The following is a 13,711-nucleotide window of genomic DNA, read 5'->3' as shown; positions in this document are numbered from 1 at the left end:
TTAGGCTTGTGTGCGGGCTGCTTTTAAGCCTTCAAGACGTTGTAAAACATAGCGGACGTGCAAGTGCAGCTCATACAGTTCATTGGTGTAAGACAGCGGCACTTCAACTTTTGCCAGCTCGTCCTGCAAGTCAGTGAGACGCTTAATTTCCTCATCCACATGCTGCGGTAAGGTGTCGTTGGTGAGCTGACGATCCACGTCGCGCAGGTATTTGTACCAGCGGTAAATGCGGGCACGAATGCGCCAACGGTAGATCGGCCCTGCAACTTTAAACAGTGGGAATAGCAACACTAAAAGCGGGATCACTAAAATAATATAGCGGTCGGCCAAGGAGGCGATTCTAAAGGGAAGAAAACGCTGCAGCAGAGGCAGACCTTTGGTATGGAAGTATTCAGCCTCGGTTAGGGTTGAAAACTCATGGGCTAAGTCTTGTGGCCAGGTATTGGGTGAATCAATTAATGTGCCGTGCTTCATGACCTCCTGCGCGGAGACTAATATCAGCGCAGTCAGTGCAGGGTGAAATGATTCATTGGCCACTAGCATCGCCACTGGGCCGATAGTGGTTGTGTCTTGTTGCGGCTGGTTGGTGGCTAGATTGAGTAACCCTTGGCCCACTTCCACTTCAGTAATATAAGGCAGGCGGGCACGGTAAGCAGCTGCTTGCTTAAAACTGGCGAGTTGCAGTTGTGGGTGACTTGCAGCTTGCTGAATTAAGGGGCTTTCTGCTTGCCCTAATAAAAATGCGGCATCCACTTCATTGTTCAATAAGGCTGTTAAAGCTTTTTTACCGCTGTAGGGGTGCCACATACTGGGTAGCTCATGGCTATTGATTTGGTTGGCCTGCAGCATTGGGTCAACCATCATCCGCGTGCCACCACCCTCAGCACCGACTGCTGTACGCAGAGTAATCAGGTCGTTGAGTGTGTTGATTTCGATATCTGCGCGAGTAAACAGCCAAAGTGGCTCTTGATACACAGCGCCCAGATTAAACAGCTCTTTGCGTTGCTCATCGCTGAGTTCCAGTTCTTGACCACTTTGCATCAAGGCCAAACTGACACCGCTGTTTTTATCCAATAAGCGTTCGGTATTTTCCCGAGAACCGCTGCTATTAACGAGCTTTAAGGTAAAACCTTCTTTGGCCAGCTCATCGCGCAGTTTTTCTGCGAACTGAACATAGCCACCGTCGGGGCTACCGGTGCTCATGGTGGCATACATCGGCGGTGGAGGTGCCACAAAGTAAAATAAAGCCGCCACTAATGCGGCCAATATCGGTACTAACCAGAGGTTAGCACGCAGCATAATGGATAAATCTTGTAAAATACGATTCATGGGCTGTCCTTATGGGTATCTGTGCTAACTAACTACCAGAGCTTTTCCGCCGTGGAATACCGAAACGTTGACGGCGTTCCCATAAGCATTTACGGCTGACGCCAAGCTTGCGCGCCAGCTCTGTTTCAGTCATTTGGTCTTGGTGCTCAAGGACGAAATGCTGGAAATAGTCCTCTAAAGAAAGCTTGCTGGGCGCTTCCTCAGATTCGAGTGCAGTTGCGGACTCAGCCGCAGCTTTTGCATCGGCAACCTTGGCGGCTTCTTGATCGCTTTTTTCTGCGGCTAAATCAATATCAATGCCCATTAGCTCGGTGGTGACTTGGTTGCCTTCACACAAAATAACCGCGCGCTCTAGGGCATTTTCTAACTCGCGCACATTGCCTGGCCAGCTGTATTTTTGCAGCGCTAGTTTGGCCTGAGCGGTGAACTCCATGGGCTCTTTATCCATGCGTGAACGCTGACGTTCTAAGAGGATTTCCGCAATTTCTAAAACGTCTGTCTCGCGATCGCGTAAGGCCGGTAAGTGCAGGGCAATGACATGCAAGCGGTAATATAAATCTTCGCGGAAACCGCCTGTTTTTGCCAAACCTTTTAAATCACGGTGGGTGGCGGCAACTAAACGCACATCGACTTTATGGGATTGCACAGAGCCAACCCGACGGATCTCACCTTCTTGCAAAACGCGCAGCAAGCGGGCTTGCGCTTCCAGTGGTAACTCGCCGATTTCATCGAGAAAAAGAGTGCCGCCATCGGCTGCTTCAACTAAACCGGTGCGCGCGGTGACAGCGCCGGTAAAGGCGCCTTTTTCATGACCAAATAACTCTGACTCAATCAGGGTTTCTGGGATGGCTGCGCAGTTGACCGAGATCATGGGGGCTTTCGCGCGCTTGGATAAATTATGCAGAGCGCGTGCTACCAGTTCTTTACCGGTGCCAGACTCGCCTTGAATTAAGACGTTCGAGTCGGTGGGCGCCACTTTGCGGATTTTACTGTACAGCGTTTGCATCACCGCACTGCTACCAATGATGCCTATATCTGTATTGTCTATGGGGGCGCTCGGGCTGCTTTCATCCAGGTCGGCGCTGGACTGCTTATGGTCTTGAATAATACGCGCCACGGTCTGCAGCATTTCATCATGGTCAAAGGGCTTGGCGATGTAATCAATCGCCCCCAAACGCATGGAGTCAACCGCAGAGCGCAGGCTGGCGTAGCTGGTCATAATCAACACTGGCGTAGGTTCGGCCAGCTTGATCATTTCTGTACCAGGCGCGCCCGGTAAGCGCAGGTCGCTGATAATTAAATCAAATGTAGGAATCTCATATTGCTCTTGTGCTTCTTGCACGGAGCCCGCTTCGCTGACTTGGTAATGATTGCGTTCTAACAGGCGACGTAAAGCAGAGCGAATAATGGGTTCATCTTCAACAATCAAAATATGATGCATTTACACTCTCTCTAAACAATCTGAATACTGTGTAATGTTATGGCTAAGATTCATAACAGATCACTGACTAATAGGGTGGCGGTCGGCTGCTGGCGTGGCAAGGTGATTCGGAAGCATGTGCCGAGCTGTTGCTCAAGGTCACAGGGGCTCTCCACATGAATCTCGCCTTGGTGTTCTTCAATGATGGAGTACACCAGTGCAAGCCCAAGTCCGGTGCCTTGGCCAGGATCTTTGGTGGTGAAAAATGGCTCAAATAAATGCTCTAAGCTTGCAGTGCTGATGCCGCTGCCTTGATCCTCAATAGATAACTCTACATGAGAATTGCTTGCCGTTGTACGGATATAAATATGCCCATGCTCTGGGCTGGCATCGCGCGCATTGGACAGCAGGTTGATTAAAACCTGCGCCAGACGCTGTGAGTCGCCTAGGGTCCAGTGCTGGGTATCGCATAGATTATAGTAATGCACTGTCTTACTCAGTTTATTTAAGCTCAGTAGGTGAATGGCTTCACTGGTCACTTCAAAGAGGTTTACTGGCTCGTAATAATCATCCTGATTTTGCTGGCCAGCGTGGGAGAAGCTCATAAGTGATTGAACAATGCGTGAAACACGTTTGGTTTGTTCAACGATTTGATTACTGATTTCAATGATTTCTGCATCGTCATCACGTTCTTCACGAAGATTTTGCGCAAGACAGGCAATCCCAGTAATTGGGTTACCAATTTCGTGAGCAACGCCAGCAGCTAAACGACCAATGGATGCTAAACGTTCGGAGTGCACCAGCTTATCTTCCAGTAAACGGGTTTGTGTGACATCTTCCAGCAGTAAAACTAGACCGCTGTTACCCGGGGCGAGGGGTTCATCAATGGCGGCTTTATGCAGGTTGAGCCAGCGCGGCTCATAGGCACCTTGTAGCGCATGCTTGTACAGGTGTGGGCTGCTATCTTGGGCAAAGTTGGTGAGCAGTTCGCGCCAAGGCCTATCAATATCATCCAGTCGTGAGCCGATAACCCGTGATGCGGTAATACCTGTAAGGTCTTCTAAGGCACGGTTCCACATCAGAATTTCTCGGTCTCGGGCTAAGGAACATACTCCCATGGGCAAGTCTTGTAGGGTTTGGCGGTGGTAGCGGCGCAAGGCATCTAGCTCAGCTGCCAGTCCAGTTAAGCGTGATTGATAGTCTTCGAGGCGGCTTTCAATAAAGTGAATGTCTTCACTGATATAGCTTTGGCTATCTGTTTTATAAGGTAGAAAAGTGCTGACTAAGTCCTGGGCCACACTGGGGCCCATCAAGCCTGAAAGGTTGGCTTCGATGCGGTCACGCAAGCGCCGTAAGGCAAAGGGACGGCGTTCATCAAAGGGGATTTGTAAGTCTTGCAGTGCTTGCTCGACTTCCCGTTGTGCAGTCACTGCCCCCAAGGGCTTGGCCAGTTCAACAGCAAACTCGTGGGGGGTGCTGACATAGAGTTCACGGCGCTCAGGGCGGCGCACATTGTTGACTACGCAGGCCTGCGCAGAGCGCTGTTCTTCTATACTGGTGCGGGTCAATAGCGAAACCAGAATAAAGGTTATGCAGTTCATGCTCAGTGCGGCAATGGCTGAGAAGTGCCAGTTGCGGTCATCCAGCACATAGGTGTAATCCAATAGCGGTAAATAAAACTCTTGGATATTGCTGAACATGGGCAGCAACATACCAATGCTCCAGGTGATCATTCCCGCCACCGCGCCACTGATAAAGCCGTAGCTGTTGCCCCTTGGCCAGTAGAGAACCGAAAGCACCCCAGGTAAAAACTGCAAGGTGGCTACAAAAGCAACTAAGCCCAGGTTGGATAAATCTTGCTGCGAGCCCAGTGAGAGGTAAAAACCATAGCCAGCCAAGATAATGGCGACAATCAGCGTACGCCGCATCCATTTTAGCCAGCGGTAAATGTTGCCTTCAGCGGGCGGTTGATACAGCGGTAAAACCAAGTGATTCATTACCATGCCAGACATGGCTAGAGTCAGGACAATAATCACCCCGCTGGCTGCGGATAAGCCACCCATAAAAGCCAGCAGGGTTAAACGTTCACTGTTAACTGCTAAACCTAAACCTAAGGTGAAGTATTCTGGCGAGGTGGGTGCGCCCAGTTTTAAACCCGCCCACAAAATGGGCAGTATAGGCAAGCTCATCAACAGTAAGAACAAGGGCAGACCCCAACTGGCACTGACCATCGAGCGCGGGTTGAGATTCTCGGTGAAAATCATGTGGTACATGTGCGGCATGACAATGGCTGACGCAAAAAACAACAGCAATAAAGTGCGCCATGGGCCTTCTTGTAAGGGAATTTGTAAGTCAGCCAAAATGGACTGGTTTTGTGACAACCACATGTCCAGATCGCTCGGACCGTCAAATACGACAAAAACCGCATAAGCACCGATAATAAGCAAGGCAACCAACTTCACCAGCGATTCAAAAGCAATCGCAAAAACCAGTCCTTCATGTTTTTCTCGGGTGGAAATATGCCGTGCGCCAAATAAAATTGAGAAAAGGGTGATGAGTACACAGAAGGCTAAAGCCACATAATCTTGAATCGGTTGGCGGGTCAAAATACCTATGGTGTCAGCCACCGACTGAATCTGCAGGGCCAGCAAGGGCATAGCGCTCAAGAGCATGCCAATTGTGGTTATGGCGCCAACCCAGCTGCTGCGAAAGCGAAACGCCAGCAAGTCAGCTAAGGAAGACAGCTGATAGGTGCGCGTCAGATGCAAAATAGGGTAGAGCAGCACCGGAGCGAGTAAAAAGGCCCCAGACAAACCTAAGTAAATAGCTAAAAAGCCATAACCATATTGATAGGCCAGCCCCACTGAACCAAAAAATGCCCAGGCACTGGCGTAAACGCCCAGTGATAAAATATAAGTCAGAGGGTGGCGCACAATCCAGCGCGGCACCCAGCGGTGTTCAGTGGCCCAAGCAACGCCGAATAGGGTTAACAGGTAGGTGGTACTGATCAGCACCAGCTGGCTTATACTAAAGCTCGTCAGCATCTTTTTGACTCTGCAAAATAAAAGTGACCACGATTAAAATAAGCCACAGTAAGTAAGGGCGGTACCAAACACTATCTGCCGCCGTCCACCATTCCATAATGGCAGGCGAAAACAGATAAATACCAACAACTAAAATGAGTACTAAACGATAAATGTACATGGTGCCACTCAACAAACAAGTGTCACCGATAGTAACCAAGCACGGGGCGCTGTGCCACAGTTAAGTGCAGTACCGCGTGTATTCATCGGACAAAGTTGCCTTGGCGGCGCTCCACACGAAACTCAACAGTGCTTGCTCGGTAACCGGTACGTAAGTTAGGCAATGGCAGGCATGTTTGCCACTGGGCCCCTGATACTAAAGGGCTGGAACTGGTGTAGCGAGCTTCGGTGAAGAGGGTTGCCACCAGGTTAATATTTTCCCCAGGGCGATAGGCGGCGATGCGCCACTGTAAGTTCTTGAGCGAATAATCGGTGTTGTTACGTAACTGCACAAGTAGCGGTTGGTTGACTGGGCATTGCTCAGGAGCGTAACTGATCTGCATATCAAGATGATCTAAGAGGCGCTGATTGTAGCGCCCATCAAGCAGCAACCAAGCGGTTACGCCAGCAAGTAGCAGCACCAATGGCGCGCCAATCATGAGCGTACGTTTTGGATAGCGCAGCAGTAAGGCAAGCCAGGTGAGAGGTATTAACGCAGGCGAGAGCATACTGCTACTCCTGCGCTTGATCGCGTAAAAAGACTAAATGATCGGGTTTCGATTGCTCAGCGCTGTAGTAATAGCCTTGTTCAGTAAAGTTTTTTAGCGCTTCTACGCTGTCAATTTTATGCTGGATCACATAGCGCGCCATGATCCCGCGGGCTTTTTTCGCATAAAAGCTGATGATTTTATATTGATCGTTTTTAAAGTCTTTAAAATCCACATTAATTAAAGTGCCGTCCAGCTGCTTGGGTTTGACCGCTTTAAAATACTCGTTGGAAGCAAGGTTAAGCAGTACCTTAGATTTTTGTTCCGCCAAGCATTGATTGAGAGACTGGGTGAGGCGCTCACCCCAAAACTCATAGAGGTTTTTGCCTTTAGGGTTGTCGAGCTTAGTACCCATTTCTAGGCGGTAGGGCTGCATTAAATCCAAGGGGCGCAGTACGCCATACAAACCCGATAGAATCCGTAAGTGCTGCTGGGCGTAGTCAAAGTCTTCCGCGCTCAGGCTTTGGGCATCTAAACCGGTATAGACATCACCTTTAAAGGCCAAAATAGCTTGTCTGGCATTGTCTAAATTAAAATCGGGTTGCCACTCAGTAAAGCGCGCCACATTCAGGCCGGCTAATTTATCGGACAGTTTCATTAATTCTGCCAGTTCATTGGGCGCAAGCTGGCGCAATACTGCAATTAATTGGCTGGATTGTTCAAGAAAGCGAGGCTGAGTAAACTCGGTGGTGGCCAGAGGACTGGTGTAATCGAGTGTTTTCGCCGGAGAGATAACCATTAACATCTAAGCAGATCCTTGTAATGCGGCTGCTGATAATAGACCAGCAAGCGAATAAGCGGACAATATGCCTCGAGTATACAAGTTATCAGGGCGCGAGTGCGTTGCTAATACAGCAATACGCCAGTAAATCTGCGACAATAGCCAGCTCTGATTTAGATATGTATTAGGCGTTAATGAGCAAACCAGCACAGCACAACCCACTGTTTTCCCAGATTAAACTCGCCATGAGCGCTGATCAGCATCGCTTACGCCGCCGCTTGCAGGCATTGCTGAAAAAGCCTGCGCATGACAGCGCCTTAGCGCAGTGGCAGCAGGATCTGGATAAGTCCTGCCAGCAGGTGGCGAATCGTCGCTTAAGCATTCCAAAGATTCACTACGATGACAGCTTGCCAATTGCCGAGCGCCGTGAAGACATTAAACAGGCGTTAGCCAAGCATCAGGTGCTGATCATTGCCGGTGAGACGGGGTCTGGTAAAACCACGCAGTTGCCTAAGCTGTGCTTAGAACTTGGACGCGGCACGCAAGGTTTGATTGGCCATACGCAGCCACGGCGTTTGGCGGCGCGCAGTGTGGCCGCGCGAATTGCTGAAGAAATCGCCAGCCCGCTGGGAGAACTGGTGGGTTATCAGGTGCGCTATGAAGATCAGAGTCATGAACGCACCCTGATTAAACTCATGACCGATGGTATTTTGCTCGCGGAAACAGGACGTGATCGTTTTCTACAGCGTTACGATACGATCATTATTGATGAAGCCCATGAGCGCAGTCTTAATATTGACTTCTTGCTGGGTTATATCAAACAGCTGCTACCGCGCCGCCCTGATCTAAAAGTGATTATCACCTCGGCGACCATTGATCTTGAGCGCTTCTCTAAGCATTTTGATGACGCACCGATTATCGAAGTGTCCGGCCGTACGTATCCGGTGGAAACCTGGTATCGCCCGTTAGTGGCCAGCCAAGATGAAGACGGTAATACCCTTGAAGAAGACCTCAGTGTTGATCAGGGTATCTTGAATGGTTTGCTAGAAATCGCTGAGCATGAGCGCCGTGAAAAGCGTTTGCCCGGTGATGTCTTGGTATTTTTACCCGGTGAGCGCGAGATTCGTGAATGTGCGGAAGTGTTGCGCAAAGCCCAGCTCAAGCACACTGAGATTTTACCGCTGTATGCACGTTTATCACCCAGCGAACAGCAAAAGATTTTCCAAAGCAGCGCAGCGCGTAAAGTGATTTTGGCCACCAACGTCGCGGAAACTTCGCTCACCGTGCCGGGCATTCGCTATGTGATTGATAGTGGTACGGCACGCATCAGTCGCTACAGTTATCGCGCGAAAATCCAGCGTCTACCGATTGAAGCGGTTTCGCGCGCCAGTGCCAATCAGCGCCAAGGCCGTTGTGGACGAGTGGAGGCGGGGATTTGTATTCGCCTATACAGCGAGGCAGATTTTCTAGGCCGGCCTGAATTTACTGATCCGGAGATTCTGCGCACCAACTTGGCCGCGGTGATTTTGCAGATGCTGCATTTGCGCCTTGGTGCGATTGAAGACTTTCCCTTTATTGAGCCGCCAGAAGGCAAGGCGATCAGTGATGGCTTTAATGTGCTGCAAGAGCTCAGCGCGGTGGATCGCGACAGCAAGCTGACCGACTTAGGTAAGCAGCTGGCGCGTTTACCCATTGACCCACGGGTAGGGCGCATGTTGCTCGCTGCTGCCGAACAAGGCAGTTTGCGCGAGATGCTGATTGTCGCCAGTGCCTTGTCGATTCAAGACCCCCGTGAGCGCCCAGCGGATAAACAACAAGCCGCCGATCAAGCTCATGCACCCTGGAAAGATCCTGATTCCGACTTTGCCGTACTGATTAATATTTGGCGCAGCTTTGAAGAGCAGCGTTTAGCGCTGGGCAGCTCTGGGGTGCGCCGTTGGTGTCGCACGCATTTTCTCAATTATTTACGCATGCGTGAATGGCGCGATGCGCACCGTCAGCTCACCTTGATTTGCCGCGAGCTTAAGCTGCCCTTTAACGAGCAGCCCAGTGATTACGCGCAACTGCATAAAGCCTTACTGACAGGCTTGCTCAGTCAAATCGGGCAAAAAACTGAAGACAATGACTTTTTAGGTGCGCGGCAGCGACGTTTTCATATTCACCCTTCCAGCACCTTGGGGCGTAAACGTCCGCAGTGGTTGATGGCGGCTGAATTAGTGGAAACCACCCGTTTGTTTGCCCGTTTAGTGGCGAAAATTGAGCCGGAGTGGGCCGAGCAACTGGCCGAGCATCTACTCAAACGCACTTATTTAGAGCCGCACTGGGAAAAGCGCCGTGGGCAAGTGGTGGCTTATGAGCAGGTCAGTTTGTATGGCTTGATTATTATCGGCCGCCGCGCCGTGCATTATGGGCCGATTGATCCGGTTTTGAGCCGAGAAACCTTTATTCGTGAAGGCTTAGTGGCCAATGAGATACTGAGCCGTGCGCGCTGCTTACAGGCCAACCGCGAGCTCTTAAAAACCCTCGACAAGTTGGAAGCCAAAGCCCGCCGCCGCGATATTTTGGCCGATGAAGAAACTCTGTTTGCTTACTACGATCAACATATTCCTGCGGATATTTATCAAACCGCCAGTTTTGACCGTTGGTACAAACGCAGCAGCGAGAAAAACCCACAGCTGTTGCTGATGACTGAAGCCGATGTGCTGGCGCGCGATGCCACCGAAGTGACGGAAAACCAATACCCCGACACCTTAGCTTGGCAAGATATTCAACTGCCACTCAGTTATCACTTTGAACCTGGGCATGTGCGTGATGGCGTTACCGTTACTATTCCGGCACCCTTGCTGGCGCAAGTGCCTGAAGCCTTGTTGCAGTGGCTCGTGCCTGGTTTATTAGCCACGCGCTGCATCGCCATGGTGCGCAACTTGCCCAAGGCAGTGCGCAAAAACTTTGTGCCGGTACCTGACTTTATTGCCGCTGCCTTGGAAGGGATGCCCTTTGCCCAAGGTTCGCTCACCGAAACGCTTAGCCAGCAACTGCTGCGCATGACTGGTGTGCGGGTCGCAGAAGAGCTATGGCAGCAAGCCACTGAGCAGCTCGAAGATCACCTGCGTATGAATATCCAAGTGGTTGACAGCAAAGGTAAAAAGCTGGGTGAAGGCCGAGATTTGGATGAGCTGCGCAGTCGTTTTTCTGCTGCCAGTCAACAAGCTTTAGCCGATCTTAAGCAGGAAAAAGCCGTACCAAAACAGGTTAAAAGCGATACCTTTAGCATTGATGAACAAAGCACCCATAAAGTCGCGGGCATGGCGATGACGGTCTATCCCGCTTTAGTGGATAACGCCGGTGAAGTACAAGAAGGGCGCTTTTCAACTCAACAACAAGCCGATCAAGAACACCGCCGCGCTTTGCAACGCTTGCTGCTGCAGCAGGTGGCAGAACCGGCGAGGTATTTGCGCAGCCGTTTGCCCGGACTGACGGAAATGGCCTTGTTGTACCGTGACTTAGGCAGAATTGAAGCGCTCACTGAAGACATTCTGTTAGCCAGTGTTGATCGTTGTATGTTGCAGGGGCTAAAGGTGTTGCCGCGCACTGCAGAAGCGGTAGCGCAGTTGGCTGAGAGTAAACGTGGTGAGTTGGTGTCTGTGGCGGAGCATTTAGCCAAAACTGTACTGCTGATTTTGCAACGTTGGCATGAGATTAAAAAACGCCTAAAAGGACGCATTGACCTGTCCATGGCGGTTGCCTTCAATGATGTTAAAGCGCAGTTGAGTGGTTTGCTCTATGCCGGCTTTGTCCGTGATACACCAGCACAGTGGCTGCAGGAATACCCGCGTTATCTAAAAGCCATTGAGCAGCGTTTGGAAAAGCTCCCCAGTCAAGTGCAACAAGATCGGGTCTGGACCATTGAGTTAACCGGTTATGTCGATAAGCTTAAAAAACGTCAAGAAAAACATGCGCAAGAAGGCAAATACGATGAGGCCTTAACTCAGTACCGCTGGATGCTCGAAGAGTACCGCGTGTCTTTATTTGCCCAGCAATTGGGCACTAAGGTGCCGGTGTCGGATAAGCGCTTAAGTAAACAATGGTCACAGGTGAGTGAGTGAGCAGTCGTCTAATGCCCTAGGCAGCTTGCCGACTACACTGTCGTTCGACCTTTTTAAGTCGACGTGGTGCAACTTAATCTTAAGCTTGTCGCGGCTGTTGCTTGCCCACTTATTGAGGAGCAACACGCATAAATTATCTAATGATGTCGCCCCGTAAGAGGCAACATCCAGGTTTAGGTTGTTATTCGATTAAGCCATCTTCACGGAACATGGCTTTAATACCGCGTAACGCTTGGCGCGAACGATCAAGGTTTTCGATAAGTGCAAAACGCACATAATCATCACCGTAATCGCCAAAACCAATGCCGGGAGAAACGCTAATTTTGGCCTCAGCTAGCAGCTTTTTAGCAAACTCTAATGAACCCATAGCCGCGTAAGCATCGGGGATTTTGGCCCAGATATACATCGAGGCTTTGGGGTTTTCTACCATCCAGCCAATTTCATGCAGCCCTTTAACCATCACATTACGGCGCTGGCGGTACTTCTCAGCAATATCCAGCACACACTGTTGATCACCTTCTAATGCTGCAATTGCCGCCACCTGTACTGGAGTGAACGAGCCGTAGTCGTGGTAGCTCTTAATCCGAGCTAAGGCGCTAACTAACTCTTGATTACCCACCATAAAGCCCACACGCCAACCAGCCATGTTGTAGCTTTTTGATAAAGTGAAAAACTCAACCGCCACATCACGCGCGCCTTCCACTTGCATAATCGAGGGCGCAGTCCAGCCGTCATAGACAATATCGGCATAAGCCAAGTCATGAATAACGATAATGTTGTGCTCGCGAGCCAGCGCTACAACGCGCTCAAAGAAGTCCAGCTCCACACATTGCGCGGTAGGGTTAGAGGGGAAACCAAGAATCATCATTTTTGGCTTAGGAATGGACTCGCGAATGGCTTTTTCCAGCTCCACAAAGAAGTCCACACCGGGAATCAAAGGCACTGAGCGCACTTGCGCACCAGCAATCACCGCGCCATAAATATGAATCGGGTAGCTGGGGTTGGGCACCAGCACCATGTCGCCTTGATCCAAAGTCGCCAGCATCAAGTGCGCCAAACCTTCCTTAGAGCCAATAGTGACAATGGCTTCGGTCTCAGGGTCGAGTTCAACGGCGTAGCGCTTTTTGTACCAGTTGGTAATGGCTCGGCGCAGGCGTGGAATACCGCGCGAGGTAGAGTAACCATGGGTGTCACCACGCTGCGCCACTTGTACCAGTTTTTCCACAATGTGTGGCGGTGTCGAACCGTCTGGATTACCCATACTGAAATCAATAATATCTTCACCACGACGGCGCGCGGCCATCTTTAATTCAGCGGTGATATTGAAAACATATGGGGGCAGGCGATCAATGCGCGAAAAGCGCCGTGGTTGACGGGAATCAGTCATGTTAACCTCAAAACGTAAGCGCCCAGAACCGTCTGAGCGACGCTGACTCATGCGTGAGTCAAGCGCATAAAGCTACGCCTGACAGTAGTGAAGTTCAAGAGGAGGGATAAAAAATACTTAATGCAGTAAAGTGCTGGCGTGGTTAATTTAGCCACTGCAGATTGATATTGAGTAACATACAGGCTTTCACCCTTGGAAGAGCTTGGTTTTCGACTTATTTTTAACTTTAAGTTATAAAAATCAAGGCGTTGTAAAACAGTCCAGCGGGGAAGTGCGCATCTCTTTAAAAAAATACTGTGCATGCGCGATTGGTCGCTGTTACAAATCTCTCCTTTTATGAAAAAGGCTTGTGTATCATGGGTTTATATTGATTTAAAGAAAAAGCGGCGGGCTGCGAAATGGGCATGCCTGCTAATAAGCTGTTAGCTGTTCGTACCAATACCTGGGAGAGAGTCGTGATCAAGATGTTCACTCAATTATTTACAATACCAGCCACCGTACTCGCTGGGCTGCTGTTTACTTTTACAGCTGTTCCAGCCTTGGCGTCTTTGGATTGTGGGAGCTTAAAAGGTTGCGATAGGAAGTTCTGTGAGATAGAGAATCAGCTCAACATTGCCGAAGAAAAAGGTAATGATCGCAAGGCGGCTGGATTAGCAAAGGCATTGGCTGAGGCAAATCTGCACTGTACTGATGAAGATCTTCGCGAGGACTTGGTCGAAGAAATAGATGAGGCCAAAGAAGATCTTGCAGCGTATGAGGCTGATCTCAAGGAAGCTGAAGAAGATGGAGATATGGATGATGTTCGCAAATATCAGAAAAAGATTGAAGAAGAGAAAAACGAAATAAAACATCTTGAAAATGAGCTTTCCAATCTAGATTAAATGCAGCTAACAAGCGGCAGCACGGTGACCGCTTTTCCACCGCTTTGCGGTTCCACAGCGGCACATGTGCCGAGCGT

At 50.1% G+C, this 13,711-nt stretch carries 9 protein-coding genes; 2 read left to right on the top strand and 7 right to left on the bottom strand.

Translation table 11 applies throughout. The annotated features are described in order from the left end of the window. From O6P33_RS09550 to yaaA, 6 genes are all read right to left on the bottom strand, one after another. Positions 1-1,329, bottom strand: coding sequence for a TAXI family TRAP transporter solute-binding subunit (locus tag O6P33_RS09550; RefSeq protein WP_269817551.1), 1,329 nt, complete (start codon positions 1,327-1,329; stop codon positions 1-3). A gap of 28 nt (positions 1,330-1,357) precedes the next feature. After that, the gene (locus O6P33_RS09545; protein WP_269817550.1) at positions 1,358-2,770 is read right to left on the bottom strand and encodes a sigma-54-dependent transcriptional regulator; all 1,413 of its coding nucleotides are present in this window, start codon (positions 2,768-2,770) and stop codon (positions 1,358-1,360) included. A gap of 50 nt (positions 2,771-2,820) precedes the next feature. After that, the gene (locus tag O6P33_RS09540; protein WP_269817549.1) at positions 2,821-5,793 is read right to left on the bottom strand and encodes a sensor histidine kinase; all 2,973 of its coding nucleotides are present in this window, start codon (positions 5,791-5,793) and stop codon (positions 2,821-2,823) included. Continuing rightward, the gene (locus O6P33_RS09535) at positions 5,777-5,953 is read right to left on the bottom strand and encodes a hypothetical protein (RefSeq protein WP_269817548.1); all 177 of its coding nucleotides are present in this window, start codon (positions 5,951-5,953) and stop codon (positions 5,777-5,779) included. Before O6P33_RS09535 ends, O6P33_RS09540 begins: the two co-directional genes overlap by 17 nt. 82 nt (positions 5,954-6,035) lie before the next feature. Continuing rightward, positions 6,036-6,500 carry a multidrug transporter gene (locus O6P33_RS09530; protein WP_269817547.1) on the bottom strand — a complete coding sequence of 155 codons (465 nt, stop codon included), beginning with the start codon at positions 6,498-6,500 and terminating at the stop codon, positions 6,036-6,038. 4 nt (positions 6,501-6,504) lie between these two features. Then, positions 6,505-7,284 carry a peroxide stress protein YaaA gene (gene yaaA / locus O6P33_RS09525; RefSeq protein WP_269817546.1) on the bottom strand — a complete coding sequence of 260 codons (780 nt, stop codon included), beginning with the start codon at positions 7,282-7,284 and terminating at the stop codon, positions 6,505-6,507. A gap of 170 nt (positions 7,285-7,454) precedes the next feature. Between yaaA and hrpA the strand changes: the two genes are divergently transcribed. Beyond that, a complete protein-coding gene (gene hrpA, locus O6P33_RS09520) occupies positions 7,455-11,366 on the top strand; it encodes an ATP-dependent RNA helicase HrpA (RefSeq protein WP_269817545.1) in 3,912 nt (1,303 codons plus the stop codon). A gap of 181 nt (positions 11,367-11,547) precedes the next feature. Here the strand turns inward: hrpA and alaC are convergent, their stop codons facing one another. Further along, positions 11,548-12,753 carry an alanine transaminase gene (gene alaC / locus O6P33_RS09515; RefSeq protein ID WP_269819509.1) on the bottom strand — a complete coding sequence of 402 codons (1,206 nt, stop codon included), beginning with the start codon at positions 12,751-12,753 and terminating at the stop codon, positions 11,548-11,550. A gap of 464 nt (positions 12,754-13,217) precedes the next feature. Between alaC and O6P33_RS09510 the strand changes: the two genes are divergently transcribed. After that, the gene (locus O6P33_RS09510; RefSeq protein ID WP_269819461.1) at positions 13,218-13,634 is read left to right on the top strand and encodes a DUF1090 domain-containing protein; all 417 of its coding nucleotides are present in this window, start codon (positions 13,218-13,220) and stop codon (positions 13,632-13,634) included. Positions 13,635-13,711: the final 77 nt, after the last annotated feature.

This window comes from Denitrificimonas caeni, assembly GCF_027498055.1.
Classification (GTDB): domain Bacteria; phylum Pseudomonadota; class Gammaproteobacteria; order Pseudomonadales; family Pseudomonadaceae; genus Denitrificimonas.
Note: the sequence above shows the minus strand (reverse complement) of the source record. Positions and strands in the feature narration are given on the sequence as shown.